Below are 24,142 nucleotides of genomic sequence, written 5' to 3' on the forward strand. Positions count from 1 at the left end.
GATTCGGCTATGATTCGGATAAAAGGGTATACGAAAGAAAAAACTTGGGTGAACAACATCCCGTTGGAGGATCTCAAAAAGCTTGATCTTGACTGGTATTGGGTCGATTTCAGCGAGCCGGAGGCCTCGGAGACAAAGCTCCTCGATACATACTTTCATTTTCACCCGCTTGCCATTGAGGACTGCTGTCATTTGCTGCAGCGTCCCAAGCTGGACCACTATGACGATACGCATTTCTTCGTCCTGCATTCGGTTAACCCGCGCAGCCTGGACGTGGAGGAGGTCAACTTATTTATCGGCCCCCGGTTTATCGTGACCTATCACGTTAAAAACTCGGAAGAAATAAACGAAGCATGGGCCAAAATTCAATCTGCCTCCAAGCTTGGGAACGACGGCTTTCTGTTTGCGGCTTACATGGTGATCGACCAGCTGGTCGATCAGTATTTCCCTGCCGTTCAGGAGCTGGAGGAGCAGGTGTTGGATATGGAGATCGGCAGCGGAAGCGAGAGCACCAATCAAATGACGATGGACGAAATCTTCAACATTCGCTCGCGGCTGCTTCGCCTCCGCAAGACGATATTGCCTATGCGTGATTTGCTCTACCGCACGCTGAATACGGAACGGATTGAAGGATTAAAGGGGTATCTGGCGTTCTATCACGATGTCTACGATCATCTGCTTAAGCTGTCGGAGATGACCGACGCCTCGCGAGAGATGACCGCGGATTTGCGCGACAGCTTTATGTCCTACAATTCGAATCGGATGAATTCGATTATGAAGACGTTAACGGTAATTACAACGATTTTTATGCCTCTGACGTTTCTGGCCGGAATATACGGGATGAACTTCGAGAATATGCCGGAGCTTAGCTGGCATTGGGGATATTTTGGCCTAATCGGCTTTATGGTCATGCTTGGCGTTGCCATGTACATCTGGTTCCGCAGAAAAGGCTGGTTTGATTAGAAGAACAAGAAGATCGATTCTATAGAATTGGGGTTTTTCATGGAAAATCCATCTGTTACGGTTCTTGATAAGAAGAGAAAGCTGCAAATTGCCGGCATAATGGCGGGCATCTTTCTTGTGTTGGGACTGCTGTTTGCCGCGATGATCTATGCCATGCAGGTGAAAAGCGAAGGGCCGAAGCGGGATGCAAATGCCCCGTCTGCTTATCGGTATGAGGAGCTTGAAGCGACAAACGGGATGAAGCTTCACGTGCTGGAGACAAGACCGTCGAATGTTACGTTAGCATCCGTTCAAACCAACGTCTCTTTAACGCCTTATTACGGGGTTAATGGCGGATTCTTCTTTGAGAACTCCCTGCTGAGCATCGCCGTGGTAGACGGAATGCCGGTCAATGGGTCGCTGGACGATTACGGATCGGGTGCGGAAAATGTCAAATATGCCCGCGGAACCTTGGTTTGGGATGGAGCTTCGGACAAGCTGAGCGTGCAGGTAGTGCGCGAAGCAGCCGATTTGAAGGTAATGGACCACACCAGGTTTTGGGCGCAGGGCGGCATCAGCATGAGTCTCGGACGGGATCGGAGCTGGCTTGAGCAGATCGAGACGGAGCAAGCGCCTTACCCTGACGATGCTCGTTTGCGTTCGGCGGCTGTCTATGACCGTGAGGGTATGCTCTATTTGGTTGTTAGCAGTTCCCAAGGGTCGCTGCAGGCTTTTCGCGATGCGATAGTAGAAAAGGTAGGCGGAGGCATGCTGGAGGATGGAATCTTTCTAGACGGGGACGTCTCGTCCCAGCTGCGGTCAGCGGAAAAAATACTGACCGGAGATAACCGGCCGGTTGTTCAAATGATGAGGATAGTCAAATAATTCACGGTATTAATTATATTTTTAATGGCATTAAACAATAGATATTTAACGAGGTTAAATGAATGAGAAGGAATGTATAACCTATGAAGCAACTGCCTATTGATGCCGTATTGCCGGAGCTGCTGCAGGCCTTGAGGGACGGAACAAGCGCGGTGCTTGTCGCGGAGCCCGGAGCCGGCAAAACGACCCGCGTACCACTGGCTCTCCTTCATGAGACATGGCTGGACGGGCGAAAAATCGTCATGCTGGAGCCGCGCCGGCTCGCCGCGCGATCCGCTGCCAAATATATGGCTTCCTCATTGGGGGAGCAAGTCGGAGAGACTGTCGGCTACCGGGTAAGACTGGATACGAAAGTAAGCGCCAAAACGAGAATTGAAGTGGTTACCGAGGGCGTTCTGACTCGCATGCTTCAAGAGGATCAGGCGCTTGAAGAGGTTGGGGCGGTTCTGTTCGACGAATTCCATGAACGCCATCTGCACGGTGATCTTGGACTGGCGTTAGCGCTGCAATCCCAATCGCTGCTGCGGGAAAATCTTCGCCTAATCGTCATGTCGGCTACGCTGGATGCGGAGCCTGTCGCAAAGCTTCTTGGCGGAGCACCTGTGATCCAAAGCCGCGGACGCGCCTTTCCTGTGGAGACGGTCTACCGGAGCGCAAAAGTTGAGGGCAGGATAGAACCGCATGTTGCCTCTGCTATTGCGGATGCTATCCGAAATGATGAAGGGGACGTCCTCGTCTTCCTGCCCGGCGTTGGAGAGATCAGGCGGACCGCAGGCCTTCTTGCGCAATCCGGCCATGCTTCATCCGTCCGAATCGCCGAACTTCACGGCAACCTTCCGCTGGAGGCGCAGGATGCGGCTGTTGCTCCCTGCAAACCGGGGGAGCGCAAGGTTGTATTATCGACCTCCATCGCGGAATCCAGCTTAACCGTCGAAGGAATTCGTATCGTTGTGGACTGCGGTCTGATGAGGGTTCCGAGGTTTTCTCCCCGCACCGGTATGACACGTCTGGAAACGGTGCCTGTCTCGCAAGCCTCGGCCGACCAACGCCGAGGCCGGGCGGGACGGCTTGCGCCTGGCGTCTGCTACCGGCTCTGGACGGAGCAGGAGCATGCCTATTTACCGCAGCATAATACACCTGAGCTGCTGGAAGCGGATTTGGCGCCGCTTGCGTTAGAGTTGTCTGTATGGGGGGCCGCCGAACCCGGCGAGCTGATGTGGCTGGATGCCCCTCCGCAGGCGGCCTACCGTCAGGCGCTTGAGCTCTTGAAGCTGCTCCAGGCTATTGATGCGGATGGCCGCATAACGAGCCGGGGAACGCGAATGGCCAAGCTTGGCCTTCACCCAAGGCTGGGGTTTATGCTTCTTAAGGCCGCGGAGTTGAATTTATTAAAGGAAGCATGCGAGCTGGCCGGTTTGCTAAGCGAGCGCGATTTGTTGCCTCAAGAGCGGAATGTCGATGTAGCGTTACGGCTTGACGCCTTGCATGGAGCAGGCGGCAGACCGATGGCTGACCGAGGTGCCGTGCAGCGGATTAAGGCGCAAGCAAAGCAATGGCAGCAGATGGTGGCGGATAAGGAACATGATCATAAAGGCAAACGGGATTGGAAGGGAACTTCCTATGCGGGTCTGTTGATCGCTTTGGCTTACCCGGACCGGATCGCCCAGAAACGGCCGGATGGCCGTTATTTGCTGGCGAATGGCCGGGGCGCCGTGCTGCCGGAGCTTCAGCCATTGTCGCGGTCGGCCTTTTTGGCTGCGGCAGAGCTTGACGATGCGGGCAGCGAAAGCCGCATACGCCTGGCAGCAGAGCTTGAATTGGATATGCTGGAGCAAGCGGCCGGCGAGCAGTTCCAAGCGGAAGACAGCGTAGAGTGGGACTCAGGAGCGCAAGCCGTGCGCGCGCGAAGACGCGTCCGGTTAGGCGCGATTATATTAAAGGAAGCGCCTATTCAGCAGCCATCGCCGGAGCAGATTGCGGCAGCGCTTGCCGACGGTATTGCTGGCGCTGGTCTTGGACTGCTCCCGATGTCGAAGGCTGCTTGGCAGCTGCAGGCAAGGATGCGGCTTATGGCGCATCATAACAGCGGTTGGCCGGATGTGTCCGAGGAGGCACTGCGTGCCACGGTTCGCGATTGGCTGCTGCCGCATCTGTACGGCATGAAGAGCAAGTCGGATTTGCAGCGGCTTAACATGGTGCAGCTGCTGGAAGGAATGCTGTCATGGGGACAGCGGCAGGAGCTTGACGAACAGGTGCCTACGCATATGACGGTGCCCAGCGGTTCGCGTATTCCGATAGATTACAGCGATCCGGAAGCGCCGTTTATTGCCGTTAGGCTCCAAGAGCTGTTCGGGCTGCGGGAGACGCCGCGCCTCGCGGGCGGAAAGCTGCCATTGACGCTTCATCTTTTATCGCCCTCCCAAAGGCCGGTGCAGGTGACCAGAGATCTAAGAAGCTTCTGGAACGAGGCCTATTTCGAAGTCAAGAAAGACCTGAAGGGACGGTATCCGAAGCATTATTGGCCGGATGATCCGTACGCGGCGCAGCCGACGAACCGGGTGAGACCGCGCACGTAATCGGCAACAAGAAGGGGATGCGAGTATGGAACTGTTGATTATTTATTTGCTTGTCATTAATATGATCGCGTTCGCGATGATGGGAATGGACAAAAGCTTCGCTAGACACAAGAAGCAGCGCATTCCTGAAAAACGACTGTTTGGAGTGAGCGCAATCGGCGGAGCGTTAGGCGCCTGGATCGGCATGCAGGTATGGCGGCACAAGACGAAGCATACCTCGTTCCGGGTCGGAATCCCTTTACTGTTCCTCCTTAATCTTGTCGTGATTTATTATTTGTCGGGTCTAATCGGGATGAATTTCAATTACATTGCTTAAGGCAATTGTCCTGTGGTATATTGGTTATCCGTTTTTGGCAAACCACTACATTACTCTAGTCTATGCTTACGGGTTAAGAAGCACAGCAGTTGACTGTATCGAAGTCTACTGTGCAGTCATTCTTTTTAGGAGGTAACTGACATGACCACGGTTCAAAGTGCCTATCAAGAAGAGCAAGAGAGGCTGGCTCGGTCGCTGGACGATATCAAGAGTCAGCTGGCAGGCATAGGTCCCCGTTATACGGGCGATGATTTTACGGAGCAGATGCTCGATCTGCAGCGCGAGGAGCGCAAACAGCGTCTGGAGGTTGCCTTCCGCGAGCCTTACTTCGGACGGATCGATTTCGAAGAGCTGCCGGATGGCGAGAAGAAGCCGCTGTATATCGGGAAGGCAGGCGTGGCGAAGCAAGGCAGCAACGAGCTGCTTGTTATCGATTGGCGCGCGCCGGTAGCCAGCTTGTTCTATTCTTTTACGGGCGGCGAGGATGCGGCTACATATACGGCGCCTGAAGGCGATATCGAAGGCTATGTGCATCTGAAACGAAATTTTATGGTGCGGCAGGGTGAGCTTGTCCGCATGGTGGACAGTTACGTGCGCGGGAAAGAAGAAGAGTCCGTTACGGACGAATTCCTCTTATACCGCTTAGGCGAGAACAAAGACAATAAATTGCGGGATATCGTATCGACGATCCAGCATGAACAGGACCGGATTATCCGTTCCGAACGGAGTAAAGCGCTGTTCATTCAAGGAGTAGCGGGCAGTGGCAAGACGACGGTGGCCCTTCACAGGCTTGCTTTCCTTCTCTATCAATACGCGGACCGTGTGAAAGCGGAACGGATGATCATTTTCGCTCCCAACCGGATGTTCCTGGATTACATTTCGGGCGTTCTGCCCGAGCTTGGCGTCGGCGATATTTTGCAGACGACGTTTGCGGACTGGTCGCTTGAGCTGTTAGGGCACGAGGTGAAGCTGAGAAGCGCGTCGGATGCCTTGGCATACTGGTTCGAGCAGCATCGTTCGGCGGCAGAGATGGCTAATGCGCCGGGCCGGATTAAAGGCTCGCTCGCGTTCAAGGAAGCAATCGATTCCCGTATTGAAGAGCTGGCGCAGCGGATCGTTCCGGTTATCCCGTTTGAACCGCTGCCGGGTCTGCTGCTTACGCCCGATCAGATGAAAGAATGGTACGAGACGGATTACGGCGACGAGACTTTGATGCAAAAGCGCGAACGGCTCGTAAACCGCATCCGCCGCTGGTACGAATCGGAGCTTAAGCTTCGCAGGATCGTGGATAAGAAGCTGCGCGCCAAAGCGCAGGCCAAGCTTTCTGCTTTTGCGAAAAAGATCCCTTCCTACACGGCACCTCAGCTCTATTCTGCTTTATTCCAGGGCAAGCAAGCCGTCCCCGTCATCCCGAAAAATATCGCGGCAGCTACCGCCGCTGCATTGAAGGATGGCCTGGTTGAAGCGGAGGATTTGGCGCCTCTTGTTTACATTCATTTGCGGCTGTACGGATTAAAGATCCCGGCTTACGATCATATCGTTATCGACGAAGCGCAGGATTACTCGCCATTCCAGCTGGAAGCTCTGAAGCTTTGCCAACGAACGCCGTCCATGACGGTTCTTGGCGACCTTCAGCAAGGCATTCATGCTTATGCGGGAATTAACAGCTGGACGGAGCTGATCCAGCTCTTTAACGACGAGCAGACCGGCTTCTTCGAGCTGAACCGCAGCTATCGTTCGACCATGGAAATCATCGAATTCGCGAACCGGATCCTAGGCGCGATGGGCGGCGGCGTTAAGCCGGCCGTACCGGTGTTCCGGAGCGGCGATCCGGTTGAGGTTGTGCAGGTGGACCAAGCGGCATGGCACAAACAGATTGCGCAGTCGATCCGTGAATGGCAGGCTTCCGGCCAATTCCAGACGATTTCGGTTATCGGCCGTACCGCGGAGCAATGCGCCGAGCTGCATGATTATCTGGTTCGGGAAGGGCTTGAAGCATCGCTTGTACAGAGCAAGCAGCCGGAGTATGGAGGCGGGCTATCGGTCGTTCCCGTCTACCTGTCGAAGGGGCTGGAGTTCGACGCGGTGCTGATTGCAGACGCCGGGGCGGATATATATACGGAAGATGACGCCAAGCTTCTTTATGTAGGCTGCACGCGTGCGCTTCATAAGCTGAAGCTGCTCCATCGTGAATCATTAACGACATTAATCAATGAAGAATAGCGTTCAAATATGACAGTATTTCGTCATGTCACAGCTAGTTATTGACATTAAAGCCCGTTGTAACTACACTGGTCACAAGTACGGGCATATCAACAGCGCCAGGGCACCGGAAATTGTGCCTGGCGCTGGATATGCCAAGGATATTATTCGAATGCCGGGGAGGAATGGACAAGTTTGGGCACTCAAGCAAAAGCAAAGGCCAAGCAGCAGCGGCCGAGGCAAGGCACTTACAAGCAGCCGGTAAAGAAGCAATCGAACAAGTCGCTAATTGTATTGACGCTGGCGATCGTAGCCGTAATCGTAGTTATCATTTTAGGTATTAACCATCAATCGAAGCAGCAGGCCGATCTGGCAAACAAGGTATACGATATCGATTATACCGGTATGCCGGTTAAAGGTAATGCGGAAGCTCCTGTCAAAATTGTTGAGTTCGGCGATTACAAATGCCCGATTTGCCAGTATTTCGCGCAAAACGTAGAACCGCAGCTGGAGAAGGACTTTATCGATACGGGTAAAGCAGCTTTGTATTTCGCGAACTATACCTTTATCGGTCCTGACTCAACGACTGCGGCATTGGCTGCCGAGGCTGTGCAGCAGCAAGCGGGCGACGAAGCGTTCTGGACGTATTACAAAACGATCTATGATAATCAGAAGGACGAGAAGACCAAATGGGCAACCTCGGACTACCTTGTCCAGCTCGCGAAGGATGCGAAGCTTACGCTTGATTTCGACAAGCTGAAGAAGGACATCGACGACAAAACGTATCAAAGCGAAGTGAACAAGGACAATGCAAAAGTAGGCCCGCTTAATGTAACGGGTACGCCAACGCTCTTTATTAACGGCGTCCAATATGCCGGCAACCTTGATTACGCGAGTATCAAAGCGGCAATCGACGAAGCTGTGAATAAGGGGTAGGGAACTTGACAACGACAACCGAATCCGAAATCTATGAAAGCTGGTTTCAGCGATATGGTTTATATTTGGCTTGGCTTGTCGCTTTGGTTGCTACCGGCGGATCCTTGTATTTCAGCGAAATTCGCGGGTTTATTCCATGCGATCTGTGCTGGTACCAGCGAATCTTCATGTATCCGCAGGTCCTTCTGCTCGGGATTGCGGCTTACCGCGGCGACCGTCGCATCATCGGCTATGTCCTGCCGCTTAGCATTATCGGAATGCTGATCTCGATCTACCATAACTTCGAAATTTGGTTTCCGAAGGTGGGCGATATGATGCCTTGCCGCTCAGGAATTCCATGCAACTACGATTATCTGAACTGGCTTGGTTTCATCACCATCCCGCTGATGGCGCTGACCGCATTTATTTTAATTACCGTTCTTCTGGTGCTTGGCCGTCAGAAAAACGAACAATGAGAGATTTGAATCGCCTGTTTCCGAGTGGGCCGGAGAAGCTTGCATAAGCTTCCTCCTGCCGCATGGGAGAAGGCGATTTTCTTTTGCCGTACGCTGTCCAAAGCCAATTGTGACAACCCGGTTAAATGAATCCGTGAACAATAAGTGAACGCGCCGTTTTTGACAACTCGCAAGGTGGCATGGGCCTTCAAAATGCGTTATCGTAAGAAGAAAGTTGCTGGATAGAGAGCAGGTGCGGGCATGATTGCCACAGAATTGTATAAAGAGGCGGAGCAGTTTATCGCCAATTGTTATAGCGAGCTGGGCAAGACGGAAATGGAGGCATCGGAGCGTCTGAAGGAAATCGGGCAGTCGATTGAGAATAAGGGCTATTACGTGCATACGTTAGAGGAGCTTCGGCATGGAGCAAGGATGGCCTGGAGAAACAGCAACCGCTGCATAGGCCGGCTATTCTGGCAATCGCTTGAGGTCATCGACGCGCGTTCTTTACAGGACGCCGATCAAATCGCGGCACAGATATTTAATCACATTAAGTATGCGACGAACGAAGGGCGGGTCCGTCCAGCCATTACGGTATTCGCGCCGCAATTCGGGGAAAGGCGGATCCGGATCTGGAACCATCAGCTTGTGCGGTATGCAGGTTACGAAACGGATAGCGGAATTTTGGGGGATCCGGCCTCCTTGGATTTTACCAAAGCATGCGCGGCCCTAGGCTGGAAAGGGGCGGGGACGGCATTTGACGTGCTGCCGCTTGTTGTACAGGTGAATAACGATCCTCCATGCTGGTACGAGCTCCCGGAGGGGCTAGTGAAGGAAGTGCCGTTGACTCATCCCGAAATCGAACGGTTTGAGGAGCTGGAGCTGCAATGGTACGCGGTGCCTTTTATTTCGGATATGAAGCTGGAGATCGGCGGTTTGATATATACGGCCGCGCCGTTCAACGGCTGGTATATGGGGACGGAGATCGGAGCACGCAATCTGGCGGACTTCAACCGATACAATAAGCTGCCCGAGGTTGCCCGGATAATGGGGCTTGATACGTCGACTAATACATCGTTATGGAAGGACCGTGCGCTCGTCGAGCTGAATGTCGCGGTCATTCACTCATACAAGAAACATGGCGTGAGCATTGTGGACCATCATACCGCCTCGGAGCAGTTCATGCGGTTCGCCCAGCAGGAGAAAAATAACGAAAGGCCGCTAACCGGCAGGTGGTCCTGGCTCATCCCGCCAATGTCGCCTTCGACAACTCCGGTATGGCATCGCGGATTTGACAATACGGAGCTGAAGCCGGCATACGGCTATCAGAAGGCTCCCTATATTCGGAATGATTAATAAGCCTAGGTTATGGGGGAAAATGTACAAGTGGATTTCAGATTGGAATATCTCTCTTTCTTTGTTATTGTAACGGATGGCGAGGACAGCTCTTCCGCAAAGCGGTATAAGCACTTTCAGACGCTGGAGGAAGACGATTATGAAGACAGCGAAATCAAACGGTTTCTCGACGGGGAATTTACGCGAATCGTAAAAAGAAAAGTAGAACGCAACCCGAATACCGAAAACGCGCCTACGAAAATCGGCCGTTTCATGGTTGAGCCGGGTTACGAACTGGGAAGCAACCAGAACTATAACTTATTCCAGCGTTTGCGGGAAGCCGACACGAAAGAGCGTTTTATCGGAATCGCCGACGAGCTGGTACATATCTATATGGATACGACCGCCGTTCGCGGCGGAGCGTTTATCATTGCGCGGGCAAAGCTCAATACGTATTTCGACGAGCCGTTCCTATTCCTGCTTAAATGCGATTTCGAACCAAAGATCGCGAGAATTTCCGATGAACGGAGCCTGATATCGCATGTCGAGATGGCGATCAGCGCACGCGGGATGAAGTCGATTCAATATCCGCATATGCCGGAGGAAGGCTCGCTTGACCATTGGGAGCTGAAAATCCATCAGGCTTCGCACGCCCGTTATTTCGAGGATTTTCTGAAGTTTGTGTCCTATGAAAAGCCGCTTCCCGAAGTAATGGGCGAACAGGTGCTTGGCATGGTTCAGCAGTATATGGAGGATAAGTGGCAGGCCGAGCCGGAAAGCGCGGAAAGACGCGAAGAAGAGAATGCGATCGAGGTATGGGCTGCCAGCGAGAAGCGCGAGCTTCAGGAATATTGGACGCATGAACAGGTAAGTACGGCTTCGGCTGCGCTTGTTGAACAAAAACCGGATTTACCGTTTTCGTTCAAGCTTGGCGGGGTAACGGTTAAAGGGCTGCTCGCTGACTTTGGGATTACACTGCATTTCGCTAAACATAACGGACGTTACGTTGCGGTTATTGAAGGAGACGCGTTCCAATTCGAGAAAGGGGTTTCGCCTGTCGAATTGCTCCTGCCTCCGGATTTAGAGCAGCTCCTGCCGATTATCGGCACTAACGTCAAGGAAGAAGAACCGGCTATACAGCCGTATGTGGAGGAATCGTCCGCTCAGGATGATGACGTACCTTGGTAACGGAGGGAAAGACGATGGACAAATTATTTTTTATCGAGATTGGCATGGGCTGTGATTTGCACGGTCAGAACGTAACCAAAGCCGCGGTAAGAGCGGTTCAGAATGCGATCCATCATAACTCGATGCCAGGATTGCGTTCGGTTCTGCCGGGCGGGACGCTCGACAATATGAGGGTTCATGTCAAGCTGGCGGTTCCTTGCGACAAGGAGCTGCTTGACGTGGAGCAGGTGAAGGCCGTATTGCCATACGGTCAGGTCACCGTGGAAATTATGGATGGCGGGATGATGACGACAAGCGGAGTTTTACTGCCGGACAAGGACGACAAAAACGATCTCATCTACATTGTTAACGCTTCCGTCGAAGTTGGATATTAATAAGTTGGAAATGAATAAGAAACGTTAAATAACCGTGTCCGGATCTTACTGATTCGGATACGGTTTATTTTTTCAGGATTCACAAACGGACGGGAAGGGTAAAATACATGTAATTACGAACAGTGCCGAGGAGAGACGCTTATGGTTCTGAAACTGATCTTGTTTGCGGTGCTGCTGTTTTGTTCTGCATTTTTCGTTGCAACAGAATTCGCAGTCGTCCGTCTCCGTCCCAGCCGCGTGAACCAAATGGTCGCGGAAGGCGTCCGAAACGGGGCAGCGGTGCAAAATGTGATTACGCATTTGGACAGTTATTTGTCAGCATGTCAGTTAGGCATTACGATTACCGCGCTCGGCTTGGGCTGGCTTGGCGAACCAACCGTCCATGACCTGCTGGATCCTTTGTTTCACAGCCTGCATATCGGCGGGAATCTGGTTAATGTGCTTTCTTTTATTTTATCCTTTGCGGCCGTGACTTATCTTCATGTCGTGCTTGGAGAGCTTGCGCCAAAAACGGTTGCTATCATCAAGCCGGAGCAAATCAGCTTAACCGCGGCTCCAATCATTATCGTATTTTATAAAGTAATGTTTCCGTTTATTTGGCTGCTTAACGGCTCCGCCAACAGTATCGTCAGATTGATGGGCTTCAAGCCGACGGGCGAGCATGAAGCTCATTCGGAGGAAGAAATCAAAAGCATCATGTCGGAGAGTTTCGAGAACGGTAAAATCAATCAAAGCGAGCTAAGCTACGTCAACCGGATTTTCGAATTCGATGAACGGCTAGCAAGGGAAATCATGGTGCCGCGAACGGACATGGTTTGTTTGTTTATCGAGAATTCCAAAGTCGACAATATCTCGATCATCCGGCGTGAGCAATATACGCGGTTCCCGGTTGCGAAAGGCAGCAAGGATAATATAATCGGCATCATTAATACGAAGCAGTTCTTCATGCAGTATTTCGGCAATGACGAGACCGATGTTGCGACGCTGCTGCAGCCGGTTATGTCGGTGCCGGAAGTGATGCCCATCAAGAAGCTTCTCCGGAAAATGCAGCAGGAGCGGGTGCATATCGCTATTCTGCTTGACGAATACGGCGGGACCTCGGGATTGATCACCATCGAGGATATCCTTGAGGAAATAGTCGGAGAGATCCGTGACGAATTTGATGCCGATGAGGTAAAGGAAATTGATGCGATCGAGCCGAATCGTTTTATAGTGGACGGCAAAGCATTAATCAGCGAGGTGAATGAAGCGCTTGGCTCCCGCCTGGAAAGCCATGACGTGGACTCGATCGGAGGCTGGTTGTTTAACCAATATCCCGATTTGCAGGTTGGGGAGCCTCAGGATTACGAAGAGCTGACCTTTATTATTCGCGAGAAGGAACGGCATCGCATCCGCAAGATCGAAATCATCGTTAATATCGTTAACCTCGTTAATGAATAAGGACCAACGAGCCGTATTCCGGTTGCAGGGATGCGGCTTTTCTCCTAAAACGTTGGTTGCTTTCGCTTGTCTCAACCTTGTGCTATGATAATAAGGTTGGTTAAATCAGAAAATAAGCGAAAGAAAATTTAGGAGATGGAGGACTACATTTGGGAGATTTATTTAATGCCATTATAATGGGCATCATTGAAGGCCTTACGGAATTTTTGCCTGTCTCTTCGACGGGCCACTTGATTCTGACAGCAGATTTGTTAAACTTCCAGGATGACCGCGCGAAAGTCTTTGAGGTTGTTATCCAATTCGGCGCCGTACTTGCCGTCCTCGTGTTGTACTGGAGAAAGTTTCTAGGCCTGCTGAAATTCGATTTCAGAAAAGGCTCGGGCGTCAACGCCCTTCACTTTGTGCTTGCCATGATTCCTGCCGGATTAGTGGGCGTCTTGCTTCACGGATTTATCAAAGATTATTTATTCAGCCCCGAAACGGTGCTTATCGGTCTCGTAGCAGGCGGTATCCTGATGATCGCAGCAGACCGGATGAAAAAGAAAATTACCGCGGAAGAGCTAGATGACATTACATACAAGCAAGCTTTTGCAATCGGTATGTTCCAGGTTCTCGCTTTATGGCCGGGCTTCTCCCGTTCCGGTTCGACGATCTCGGGCGGCATGTTCTTCGGCGCAAGCCAAAAGGCGGCAGCCGAATTTACGTTTATGGTATCGGTGCCGATTATGGCGGGAGCGAGCGGCATCGACTTGATCAAGAGCCGCGATTTCCTTACGGCATCGGATGCCCCGCTGTTTATTATCGGTTTCGTTGCTGCATTTATTGTTGCGATGATCGCGATTGTAACCTTCCTGAACCTGATCAAGCGTCTTAGCCTGTCGTGGTTCGCGTATTACCGATTTGCTCTTGCCATTGTATTTGCCTTTATTATTTTGTAAACAACAAAAGGATGCTCTTCTGGCCTTGCGCCAGTGTGAGCATCCTTTTTTGCGGTTAGACCAGAAACATGGCTACAACCGTAGTAACGCAGAGACCGATAATAACGGGCTTCAAATTACGGCGTGCCAGCTCGAACGGGCTTACACCGCAAATTGCCGCGGCGGGAATAAGTGCCCAAGGCACAAGCGTACCGCCGCCTACCCAAATCGCCGCAACCTGACCGAGAGCGGTCAAGGTGGCAACGCCGGAACCGATGGCCCCTCCGAACAGATGGGCGATGGAGCCGGCAAGCGATATACCCGAGAAGCCGGAGCCGTCTAGACCGGTAACAGCGCCTACCAGCGTCAACGTAACGGAGCCTACCTCGCCATTCACGGGTACATTGTTCGCAAGGGCGACGCCAAGGTCGTTGACGATGCCTTGTGAACCGGCTGGAAGCGTATCGCCGAAGATGGCGGTGAAGCCGGAGTCGCCCAGGTAGAAGAATGCCGCGATTGGAATGACGGGACCAAATACTTTAAAGCCGAACAGGAAGCCTTCAATCAGATAATTCGTTGTTTTCTCCAGGCCTTTGTTCTTGTGGGCAAGCATTGTGATGATGAGCAGGATGAAAATCGCGGTTCCGCCGACAAGCGCGGTTGCATCGCCGCCTTGCAGGTCCAGTATAAACATGGCCACCACATCTGCGGCAAACAGTAAAGGGATCAAGATCGCAAGCGTCAGCTTAGTACCGTGTGACAGTACATTTTTGAAGGCGAGATCATCTTCGCCGGTCAGCTCTTTATCGCCCTCCACTTTGGAGATGATGCCGTCATTCCATTTCCCGGTTTTCATATCGCGGCGCATCATCCAGAAAGCCGTAACCGTCGTCACCAGACCCATTACGATTACGAGCGGAATGCTTGCTTCCATAACATCGCTAACCGGCAAGCCGGCCGCATCGGCCGTCAGCTTTGGGGCGCCTTGAATGATGTAGTCGCCGGACAACGCAATGCCGTGGCCGAACAAGTTCATCGCCATCGCGGCTCCCAATGCGGGAAGGCCGACTCTCAGCGCAACCGGCAGCAATACGGCGCCAATCAGCGCTACGGCAGGGGATGGCCAAAAAAACCACGACGTGACCATCATGATCAGGCCGATTCCCCAGAAGGCCAGAGTAGGCGTTCGCAGGAAGCGGGCAAACGGGGAAATCATCACTTCATTTATGCCAGTCCGGATCAGCACCCGGCTCATTGCGACAATTATGGATATAATGAGAATAGTGCCCATTAGTTCTTTAATGGCGTAAATAAAGCTGTTAAACACACCGCTGACGGAGTCGCTCAGCGATTCGGTTGCCAGTAGGCCAAGCACAAAGATGCCGACGATACAAATGAGCGACGTATCTCTGCGCATCACCATAAAGCCGATAATGGCGACGATGAAGACGAGATACACCCAATGCAGCGCCACTAAATCAATGGCCATAGAATCACCCTCTCATGGGATACACGGCCTCGGTAACCGCTGCCGTATTGTACAGTATGCAAAGCCGTCTATAGGCGTTCATCACGGCGTCCATGAGAATGTGCTTCACCGCCTTGAACATTTGTTGACGAATGCGGCAAACCGTATACAATTAGAGGACAGGCTTTTTTTAGCCATTTCAATCGCCAACTCGAATGATCGGAAGGAAGTATAGAACAAAATGGATAATGTTAAAATTTTGGATGCTTCGATGACTTACACGAAGGAAGAAGGGTATGTAGGCCGCATTCAATTCGAAATGCTTGGCCAGCCCAATCAATATGAAATGACCATTCACAGCCGGAAGAGAACGGAGTGGGGATACGGCCTCTTTTTCCTTCACGAATCGGGCGACGAGGATCAGCTGCTGGCGGTAGAGGACATGCTCGAGGAGGATGACGAGCTGTTTGATTATCTGGTGAACGCGGCGGAAGAGAAATTGGATCCGAAGTACAAATAAGAAAACTCCGGTTTCCCCGTATTTCAGGGTTCCGGAGGTTTTTTTGCGTTACATCGGCCGTCCAGCCTTCTCGTTTTTCTTCGCCGTGCGGCTGCGGATGTACAGCCAGGCTGCCGCGCCAGCCGCTACGGCAAGCAAAGCGTAGACAACAATCATGCCGTTATCGGCAATCGAGTCGCCAATCGCCTGCACCCGGTCGCCGACAAACGTACCGAGGATAAAATAAATGAGCGTCCAGACAAAGGCGCTTGGATACGCAAACAGCGCGAATCGTTTGTACGTCATCTTGTTGGTTCCTCCGACAAACGGCATCACATGCCGAAGCACGGGAAGAACAAGGCCAATGCTTAGCGCAAAGCCGCCGTATTTTTCGCTCATGTTCTGAGCCTGATGGATGAATTTATCCATATTCTTTTTTCTCATGAACCAGTCGAATACTTTGCTGCCCGCGAACCGGCCAATCGTGTAATTAAAAGTCATCGCCGAGCATATTCCAAGGAATACCATCAAATAGGCGGGAACAGGACTCAACAAGCCCGATGCAACAAACGCGCCGCCCGTCATCACGACAACCTCGTTAGGAACCGGAAGTCCGATTAAGCCAAGGCACAGTACCAGAAAAAGAGAGACGTAGCCGAACTGATCAATAATGGATATTAAATAATCGTAACCCATTTGTTTATTCATCCCTTACATCATCAACGTATTTGAGCCATAATCGCTTCATTTAGGCTAACATAAATCATTGCGTTCCGGTAGGTCGAATTAACTGTGTTCTTTCCCATAAACCTGAAAAAACATTGATCTTTTCCGCGGACAAGGATCATAATAGAGTGTTTCGCATTTTTACCAAGTCATAAGACGTACGGAAAGGAGAAATAATGAATACAACAACCAACAGACGTACCGTAACCGTTGCTCTGTATGTCGCGACCTTCCTTGCAGCGATCGAAGGAACCATTGTAAGCACGGCGATGCCGAGCATTACCGGCGAATTGCACGGGATCCGGCAGTACAGCTGGATTATCTCGATTTATCTGCTCGCTACGGTGATCACAACGCCGATTTACGGCAAGCTGTCCGACCTGTTCGGACGCAAAAAAATGTTTATTGCGGGAGCTGCCATATTCCTTCTTGGCTCCATGCTGTCCGGCCTTGCGGCCGCCATGCCGCAGCTGATTGCGTTCCGGGCGGTTCAAGGACTTGGAGCGGGGGCGTTGACCACGATTCCATATACCATTATCGGCGACTTATACCCCTTCGAGCAACGGGCTAAAGTCCAGGGCTGGATGTCGAGCATTTGGGGGATAGCCGGCATTACAGGGCCGCTTGCGGGAGGACTTCTCGTCGATTACGTGTCCTGGCGGGCGATTTTTTATATGAATCTTCCGTTTGGCATTGTAGCGCTTGCTCTTCTGATGATATCGATGAAAGAAGTGTCCGTGAAGCAGAAGCGCCATATCGATTATCCCGGTATCGCGGCTTTCGCGGCAGGGATGTTTGCTTTTCTGTACGCCTTGACCATTCTTCGCGAGCCGGATGCTTCCCGATCCGCCACCGAGATTATTTTGCTTTTAGCGGCTGCGGCGATTCTGCTGACGTTGTTCTACTATATCGAAAAACGATCGAGAGAGCCCATTATTCCTCTGCAGATCTTTAAAATCCGGACCATAAGCGCCGTCAACGCCATCAGCTTTTTGCTCTGCGTGATCAATGTCGTTGCAATCTTTTACCTTCCTCTGTGGATCCAAGGCGTAGCGGGAAAGAGCGCAACGTACTCCGGTATGGCGATGATCCCGCTGTCCATAGGTTGGCCCCTTGGAGCTATTCTAGCCGGCAATTTTATTGCCAAGTATGGCATGCGCCGCATTGCGGTAACGGGCTCGGTGTTCCTCATTGCCGGCAGCGCCGGGTTTATGCTCATGAATGCCCATACCCCCATCGCGCTGTTTATGATCTATACCTGCTTGTCGGGCTTGTCATTTGGCCTGTCGTTAACAAGCTTTACCGTGGCGGTAACCTCGGCCGTAAGCTGGGAGCTGCGCGGAGCGGCGGTTGGCAGCAATAACTTTATCCGTACGCTAGGACAGACGGTGGGGATAGCCATGTTTGGCCTGCTGCTCAACACCGGAAACTCGGAATCGATTGATGCGCTTAAGCTGGAGCATAGCCTTCACCGGATCTTCCTGATCCTTGGCGTCATGTCCGTCGCGGTGCTGCTGTCCATGCTTATGCTGCCGAAAGCAGGCACGGAAGGCGGCCATGCCGCATCGGATGCTGCGGATGCATCCTCATAGAACCGGAAAGGCGGATGAATGGCATGACAACTTTGACAACCTTGACAGATGATCCTTATTTGCGTTTCGTTGCGCCTTCGGCTGCTGCTTTGGATGAATCGAAGCTGGAGGGAATGAAGGAACGGCTGGAGGCTTGGAAGATAACATCGGTCATTATAATGCGTGAGGATGCGATAGCCTGGGAGTGGCATACCAGGGGGGAGGATGCGATAGGACCGCTCTTATCCTGTACGAAAAGCGTGTTATCCGCGCTTATCGGGGTTGCCATAGCGGAAGGGCGTATCCAAAGCGTAGACCAGCCCATTGCGGATTATTTCGAAGGAATGCCGGACTCGTCCATTCAAATCAAGCATCTGCTGACGATGACCTCCGGGTGGGATTGGCCGGACTTCGATAAGCCTTATAAAGCGATGAAAAAAGCCGCGGATCCCATCCGGTTTGTCTTGGAACGCTCGATGATCAGCGAACCCGGGAATGCCTATCTGTATAATTCCGGAGGCTCCCATCTCTTATCGGCTATTCTGACATCGGCCACGGGCCAGAGCGCTCTTGATTATGCCACGAGCCGCCTATTCAGGCCAATGGCCTTTCGTCAAGCGAAATGGACCTCTCATAAAGGGATCAATGAGGGAGGTACGGGGCTTCAGTTATTCGGCCGCGATTTGGCCAAGCTTGGTCTTTTGCATTTGCGGGAAGGAGAATGGTTTGGGCGGAGGCTGCTGCCTGCCTCATGGGTACAGGACTCCACGAAGAGGCATCATCGAGGACTTCTTCACTATGAACCTCCTATTTACGGGGCCTACGGATACCATTGGTGGCAGTCGCCGGCCGAACATAACGGAGCGTTTGACTGCTATTTCGCCTTTGGGCACGGCGGGCAGTATCTGCTCGTTGCGCCTGAAGAACGACTGGTTATCATGCTGCGAAAAGCACTTGCCGGAAGGAACGAAGCGGTCAAATCTCGCAATCTGATATTTGAACATATTGCGGGAGCCTTAAAAAAGTAGGCTGTCCGGTGCAACCTTTTGCTCCGGGATGCGTTTAATCTATGTCAGTTCAAACCATCCCAAAGAGAAAAGGAGAATCCAATGTTTAAGAAAGTCAGCTTAGTAGTCCTTGCTGCGCTCTTGCTGTTTGCCATTCCCGTAGCGGCGCAAGGTGCTTCCAGCGGTCAAAATCAATTGATCCTTCTTCAGAAAACAAAGCAGATGTACCATAACGGCAAGCTTTACATGGCTGCACAGCCGCTCACCGAATTGAAAGGCACGACTTATATTTCCGCTACCGCCATTGCGGGCAGACTCGGGGGATCCGTGCTCTATGATGCGAACAAGAAAGAGTATGTCCTTCGCAGCGCGACTAACGAACTCCGTTATGCGGTAAACAAGTCTTCCTATACGGTAAATGGTACCCGCGCAACGTTTACGGGTGCGCCTTTTGTGCAAAACGGAAGTCTGATGATCCCGCTTCGTTCGGTGCTTCAGCCGTTCGGAATGACATTGTCGACGATTCCGGCTCAGAAGAAGATTGTCCTGACCTGGACAACTAAGCCGGTAGCCAAATTCAACATTGTCGGCGGAGTTATTTACGCCGGCCAAACCGAAGTAACATATGGCGATATGTCGTATTCCCCAAGCGGCGCTGCCATCGTGAACGAACGTTGGGAAGGCAAACAAACCGTATTCGAAGCAGCTGGAACGTATACGGTAACCAAATGGGTCCAAGATGTGAACGGCGTATGGAGTGATCCGTATTCGGTAACGTTTAACGTGCTCCCGCCGAACCTTCCGCCCGAAGCGCGTTTCGCGACGGACAAGTCCTATTACAAAATGGGCGAACTTATTCAATACAATGACATCAGCACCGATGACGAGAATAAGATTACGAAACGCGAGTGGGTCAATAACGCCAAAGCTTTCTTTGAACCGGGCGACCAGACGGTAACGCTGAAAGTGACGGATGTTCACGGCCTTACAAGCGAGTTCTCGCAGACGATTACGATTACGAACGATTCGCTGTATACGAAGCAGGAATTCGATCAGCTGTACACCGATCAAGGAGAGAAGTTCTCGATTGACGGCGCAAGCGTGCTTAAGCTTCCTACGCAGCCGTATACGGTTGTTTCGAACGGTCAGCAAACGTTTATCCGCAGCAATAGTCCCGAATTGATTAACGACGAGGGGATTTATTACCAGGATACGGCAAACGGCAATGTCCGTTTCTTGATCCACAACCAGAATAACCGTCCTAATCCGGTTAAGGTCTATATTGTCGCAACAAACGAAAATTCCACGGCAGCTACCGTAACCGATGAGCGTATCGGTCTTGGGGGGCCAGCCCCTTACGTAACGCAAGCAGGCAAGGCCGCTACGGCGAACTACCTGCTGTCGAGAACCGTTAATCCGGTTGGAACGGTGACAACCATTCCCGCGGGACAAAGCCGTGTTGTACTTAGCCCGTTAAGCAGCAAGGAAGTAGTAAATGGCCGTGTCATTACGATGTATGCCGACGTAACGACTTCCGCGCCGATCAAATTCAGCGTTATCGTGGTAGATGCAAGCAAAGACGTGCTGCAGGCGCTTCCGCAGCTTCCGATTCTGCCTCGCGACGGCAAGCACGTACGCGGCACCTTCGAACAGGCGAACCGCAGCATCAACGTTCTGCAGACGATTGGCGACGTTCCTTCCCGCATGATTTTGGCCGACAAAGTGGTAGATACCCGCTTGTCCGGCTTTGACGTTCTGACAGGGGACGCCATGTCCAACGACGGCAACAACGGTGCTCTGTACGTCCTGAACCTGTGGCACGTTAAGCCTCACACGCTTATTGCCTTGAATCCGCGCGGTGGCCATTACGGCGGCGCATTCTTGGTAAACAACAAGCTGGTCTACGCGACAAATACAACTATTCTGAGCAATGCGAACGAAGCAGGCGTCCTTTACAGGACGGGAGATACCGAAGAATCGGTGTCGATCGTATTTACGCCGGCATCCGGCAGTAACCTGCCGATTAACCTTCTGTTCCTGCCATTGCCGGAAGTGAAGCAATAATAAAACGCAATTTTAAATGCCGATAAGAGCGAATTTGCTCTTATCGGCATTTTTTCGGCCAAATGCGTTATATATATGTTAGTTATATAAGATCTACAACCAGAATATGGAGATTTTAATAGATGAACTGATAGTTTGAGAGTTTATATGGTTAATTATATTTACATAACTATTGATTAAAGGAAATCTCTGATTTATGATGTTATATAAAGTAACGTCGGAAGATGTTTACATGGTGAGCGGAGGTGCGCTATGCATTTGACAGTGGAACAGGCGCTGAACGTGTTTCCTTTATCGGAAGGGAAGCTGGTTGCCGGAACAGCAGGGCGCAATCGGATCGTGAAATCCGTCAATGTGATGGATGCCCCTGATATTACCGATTGGATCAAGGAAGGGGAAATGCTGTTCACGACTGCCTATCTGATCAAGGACCACCCGCAGGACGCAACGGAGCTGCTGGCTAAGCTGAATCAGCGCGGATCGTCGGGTCTCGGGATCAAGCTTGGCCGATTTTGGGACGCGATTCCGGAGCAGATGATTGCTTTTGCCAATGAGCTTGGGTTTCCTCTAATTGAGCTCCCTTATCAATTCACGTTCTCCGACCAGATGAGCGGTTTGTTTAAGGAAGAGCTGCGCCGTAATACCGGCGTGCTGCAGGATATATTCGATAAGCAGGTCCGGCTGATGAGGATGGCTCTCAAGACGGATCATATCAACGAATTGTTTGATGCGGTTGCGGATATTATCGGGTTCCCGATGGCGATCGTGGGGTCGAGAGGCCAGATCGTATACAACAGCTCGCAGGTAGCCGATACTGAATTAACGGGCAGCTGGCCTTGGCCGCAGCAGCAGAAGTGGATGAAGAGCAAGCAGTGGCAGGCATTCCGCATTCCTCTTATGAAGCAGTCCCGCTGTACGGGATTTGTTCTGTTTTTTAATCCGCAGCTATTCCTTTCTACTATTGAAGAAAGTCTCTACCTGCAGGCGGCGGAGCTATTATCCTACCAAATGAATTTTAATTACGAGGATTATTTCGAGCTGTCGGTGCAGAAGGACTTCGGCGTGTTGATCAAGCGTTACCTGAGGAACGGTCTGCCGATTGATAAGGTTGTGGAGTATGCGGACCGGTGGGAGCTCGAGGTGTTCCAAAGCCATTACGTCTGCGTGCTGAGCGATGTCCCTCATGCATCGGCGCCCCAAAGGGCCGAGAAGCTCGAGAAGCTAAAGACGGATTTTTTAAGCCATGCGAAACTTCAGGAATTGAGAGGCATGCATATGGTAATGGAGGAAGGGTTATTGTCGGTATTCCCGGAGTTGGAAGGGCAGGCGGACGGATGCCTGGAGTCCGCGTTAACGATTTGCTTTGCTTCCATCCAGCGGGAGGGCGGCGGGAATCCGCGGGCGGCGGTCAGCAGCCGGAAGAAGCGGGCAGACCAGCTTTACGAGGCTTTCGACGAATGCAGGCAAACCCAAAGACTTGCTTCCGAATGGGGAGTCGCGCAACCCATTACCTCCTTTGATACCATGGACTTGGCAATCGTGTTCGAGCATGTGTCGAGGGACAGGATGGAAGCATTCTGCAACCGCTGGCTGGGCGGACTCGTAAACAAGGATCCGGACTACGCCAACGAAATGCTGCGCACGCTCGAGACTTATTTGGAGCAGGACGGCCAATTAAACGAAACGGCAAAGAAGCTCTATATCCACCGTAACACGGCAACTTACAGGATCGAGAAGCTAAGCGAGATATTAGGGGTGGATTTCAAGAAAATGAATGATCTTCTCAGGCTCAAGATCGCATTCTTATTCCGCAAGCTGTTAATGAACGAACAAACCTAACCAGCCATCCTATAACGATTCGGGCTGCAACAAAGGAGCGGTAAACATGAATTCGACCTTGATTCGCAATGCCGTCATTATGACGATGAATGCATCGGATGAGATTTTAATCGGCGATGTGCTTGTGAAAGACAACAAAATTGCTCAAATTGGTCCGAATATTCAGGATATTGAGGTAGACCGTATCATAGATGCCCGGGGGAAAGTGCTTCTGCCCGGCTTCATCCAGACGCATATTCATTTGTGCCAGACCTTGTTCCGAGGAAGAGCGGACGATCTGGAGCTGATTGATTGGTTGAGACAGCGCATCTGGCCGCTAGAGGCAGCGCATAATGAGGAATCCGTCTATTATTCGGCCTTGCTGGGTATCGGGGAACTCATCCGAAGCGGAACAACGACCATTCTCGATATGGAGACCGTCAATCATACGGAGTCGGCATTTCAAGCCATTCTCGAAAGCGGGATCCGTGCCGTCTCCGGCAAGGTGATGATGGATTACGGAACGGAGGTTCCGCTTCCTCTACAGGAGAAGACGGAGCAATCGCTCAAGGAAAGCGTGGAGCTGCTGGAAAAGTGGCACGGAGCTGCGGGCGGACGGATCGAATACGCTTTTTGCCCGCGGTTTGTGGTCTCGTGTACGGAAGAGCTTCTTGTCGGAGTACGAGATTTATCCGCTCAATACGGCGTAAAGGTACATACCCATGCGTCGGAGAACCGGGAGGAAATCTCGATCGTCGAAGCCGAGCGCGGCATGCGAAACGTGATTTATCTGGATCATATCGGTCTCGCTCGTCCGAATCTTATTCTCGCGCACAGCATTTGGCTGGATGAAAAGGAAAAACGGATTATCAAGGAACGGGGCGTGAAGGTTACGCATTGCCCGGGCTCGAACCTGAAGCTGGCATCCGGCGTCGCGCAGGTTCCCGAGCTGCTGCGGGAAGGGATCGATATCGGTATCGGAGCAGACGGAGCGCCTTGCAATAACAATCTCGATATGTTCCAAGAGATGCGCCTTACGGCCTTTATCCAGAAGGTGAAGCATGGTCCAACCGTCATGAACGCAAAGACCGTTCTTCGCATGGCGACGATGGGCGGTGCTCACGTGCTTGGCCTGGAGGACAAAATCGGCAGCATTGAAGTCGGAAAGCTTGCGGATTTGCAGCTGCTTGATCTGGAAGACTTCCATGTCTATCCTTCGTTTGATGCGGACTGGTATTCCAGAGTGGTTTACGCAGCTACGCGCGGCGATGTAGATACAGTGATGATAGACGGACAGATCGTTATGGAAGGCAGAATCATGAAGACGGTAGACAAACCGCTTGTGCTGCGCGAGGCAGACCGGACCTTGAAGGAGCTTCTGGCAAGACTCTAATCGGCTGTTCGCGCAAAACTTAAGAGAAAGCTTACGAAGCCAGTTTTGCTT

Annotated in this window: 20 protein-coding genes; 18 read left to right on the forward strand and 2 right to left on the reverse strand. The window is 51.8% G+C overall.

Annotated features, from left to right (window positions below; all coding sequences use genetic code 11):
* Nucleotides 1-9 precede the first annotated feature (9 nt).
* The 12 genes from corA to bacA all read left to right on the forward strand — a co-directional run bounded on the left by corA (nucleotide 10) and on the right by bacA (nucleotide 13,566).
* On the forward strand, nucleotides 10-963 hold the full coding sequence (gene corA, locus FHT67_RS11620) for a magnesium/cobalt transporter CorA (protein ID WP_132305466.1): 954 nt from the start codon (nucleotides 10-12) through the stop codon (nucleotides 961-963).
* A gap of 39 nt (nucleotides 964-1,002) precedes the next feature.
* Nucleotides 1,003-1,827, forward strand: a complete 825-nt coding sequence (locus FHT67_RS11625) for a hypothetical protein (protein WP_167198221.1) — start codon at nucleotides 1,003-1,005, stop codon at nucleotides 1,825-1,827.
* 83 nt (nucleotides 1,828-1,910) lie between these two features.
* Nucleotides 1,911-4,403 (forward strand): ATP-dependent helicase HrpB, encoded by a 2,493-nt coding sequence (gene hrpB, locus FHT67_RS11630; protein WP_132305462.1) that lies wholly within the window; start codon nucleotides 1,911-1,913, stop codon nucleotides 4,401-4,403.
* A 25-nt stretch (nucleotides 4,404-4,428) separates the two neighbouring features.
* Entirely contained in the window at nucleotides 4,429-4,719 is a 291-nt protein-coding gene (locus tag FHT67_RS11635; RefSeq protein ID WP_167198224.1) for a DUF1294 domain-containing protein, read from the forward strand.
* A gap of 141 nt (nucleotides 4,720-4,860) precedes the next feature.
* Nucleotides 4,861-6,942, forward strand: coding sequence for a HelD family protein (locus tag FHT67_RS11640; protein WP_132305458.1), 2,082 nt, complete (start codon nucleotides 4,861-4,863; stop codon nucleotides 6,940-6,942).
* A gap of 174 nt (nucleotides 6,943-7,116) precedes the next feature.
* Nucleotides 7,117-7,857, forward strand: coding sequence for a DsbA family protein (locus FHT67_RS11645; RefSeq protein WP_243711595.1), 741 nt, complete (start codon nucleotides 7,117-7,119; stop codon nucleotides 7,855-7,857).
* 5 nt (nucleotides 7,858-7,862) lie between these two features.
* Nucleotides 7,863-8,312 (forward strand): disulfide oxidoreductase, encoded by a 450-nt coding sequence (locus FHT67_RS11650; RefSeq protein WP_132305456.1) that lies wholly within the window; start codon nucleotides 7,863-7,865, stop codon nucleotides 8,310-8,312.
* A gap of 240 nt (nucleotides 8,313-8,552) precedes the next feature.
* Complete coding sequence (locus tag FHT67_RS11655; protein ID WP_167198226.1) at nucleotides 8,553-9,647, forward strand: nitric oxide synthase oxygenase; 1,095 nt, start codon at nucleotides 8,553-8,555, stop codon at nucleotides 9,645-9,647.
* A gap of 30 nt (nucleotides 9,648-9,677) precedes the next feature.
* Entirely contained in the window at nucleotides 9,678-10,814 is a 1,137-nt protein-coding gene (locus tag FHT67_RS11660; protein WP_167198229.1) for a DUF3900 domain-containing protein, read from the forward strand.
* 14 nt (nucleotides 10,815-10,828) lie between these two features.
* Nucleotides 10,829-11,188: a Lin0512 family protein gene (locus tag FHT67_RS11665; protein WP_132305452.1), complete on the forward strand. Its 360-nt coding sequence runs from the start codon at nucleotides 10,829-10,831 to the stop codon at nucleotides 11,186-11,188.
* Nucleotides 11,189-11,329: 141 nt separating this feature from the next.
* Nucleotides 11,330-12,628 (forward strand): hemolysin family protein, encoded by a 1,299-nt coding sequence (locus tag FHT67_RS11670; protein WP_132305450.1) that lies wholly within the window; start codon nucleotides 11,330-11,332, stop codon nucleotides 12,626-12,628.
* 149 nt (nucleotides 12,629-12,777) lie between these two features.
* A complete protein-coding gene (gene bacA, locus FHT67_RS11675; RefSeq protein ID WP_167198232.1) occupies nucleotides 12,778-13,566 on the forward strand; it encodes an undecaprenyl-diphosphate phosphatase in 789 nt (262 codons plus the stop codon).
* Nucleotides 13,567-13,621: 55 nt separating this feature from the next.
* Here bacA and FHT67_RS11680 read toward each other — a convergent pair whose 3' ends face one another.
* The gene (locus FHT67_RS11680; protein ID WP_132305446.1) at nucleotides 13,622-15,034 is read right to left on the reverse strand and encodes a hypothetical protein; all 1,413 of its coding nucleotides are present in this window, start codon (nucleotides 15,032-15,034) and stop codon (nucleotides 13,622-13,624) included.
* Between the two features lie 220 nt (nucleotides 15,035-15,254).
* Here FHT67_RS11680 and FHT67_RS11685 point away from each other — a divergent pair, with 220 nt between their 5' ends.
* Nucleotides 15,255-15,533: a hypothetical protein gene (locus tag FHT67_RS11685; protein WP_132305444.1), complete on the forward strand. Its 279-nt coding sequence runs from the start codon at nucleotides 15,255-15,257 to the stop codon at nucleotides 15,531-15,533.
* A 48-nt stretch (nucleotides 15,534-15,581) separates the two neighbouring features.
* Here FHT67_RS11685 and FHT67_RS11690 read toward each other — a convergent pair whose 3' ends face one another.
* Nucleotides 15,582-16,220, reverse strand: a complete 639-nt coding sequence (locus tag FHT67_RS11690; protein WP_243711594.1) for a DedA family protein — start codon at nucleotides 16,218-16,220, stop codon at nucleotides 15,582-15,584.
* Nucleotides 16,221-16,414: 194 nt separating this feature from the next.
* Between FHT67_RS11690 and FHT67_RS11695 the strand changes: the two genes are divergently transcribed.
* The 5 genes from FHT67_RS11695 (at nucleotide 16,415) to FHT67_RS11715 (ending at nucleotide 24,091) form a co-directional block, all read left to right on the forward strand.
* Nucleotides 16,415-17,830 carry an MDR family MFS transporter gene (locus FHT67_RS11695; protein ID WP_167198235.1) on the forward strand — a complete coding sequence of 472 codons (1,416 nt, stop codon included), beginning with the start codon at nucleotides 16,415-16,417 and terminating at the stop codon, nucleotides 17,828-17,830.
* A gap of 23 nt (nucleotides 17,831-17,853) precedes the next feature.
* Nucleotides 17,854-18,837: a serine hydrolase domain-containing protein gene (locus FHT67_RS11700; RefSeq protein ID WP_243867061.1), complete on the forward strand. Its 984-nt coding sequence runs from the start codon at nucleotides 17,854-17,856 to the stop codon at nucleotides 18,835-18,837.
* Nucleotides 18,838-18,918: 81 nt separating this feature from the next.
* Nucleotides 18,919-20,880 (forward strand): stalk domain-containing protein, encoded by a 1,962-nt coding sequence (locus FHT67_RS11705; protein WP_167198238.1) that lies wholly within the window; start codon nucleotides 18,919-18,921, stop codon nucleotides 20,878-20,880.
* Nucleotides 20,881-21,132: 252 nt separating this feature from the next.
* Nucleotides 21,133-22,719: a PucR family transcriptional regulator gene (locus FHT67_RS11710; protein ID WP_132305438.1), complete on the forward strand. Its 1,587-nt coding sequence runs from the start codon at nucleotides 21,133-21,135 to the stop codon at nucleotides 22,717-22,719.
* A 46-nt stretch (nucleotides 22,720-22,765) separates the two neighbouring features.
* Nucleotides 22,766-24,091, forward strand: a complete 1,326-nt coding sequence (locus FHT67_RS11715; protein WP_167198241.1) for a 5'-deoxyadenosine deaminase — start codon at nucleotides 22,766-22,768, stop codon at nucleotides 24,089-24,091.
* Nucleotides 24,092-24,142: the final 51 nt, after the last annotated feature.

The sequence above is a fragment of the Paenibacillus sp. BK720 genome (genome assembly GCF_011761545.1).
GTDB lineage: Bacteria > Bacillota > Bacilli > Paenibacillales > Paenibacillaceae > Pristimantibacillus.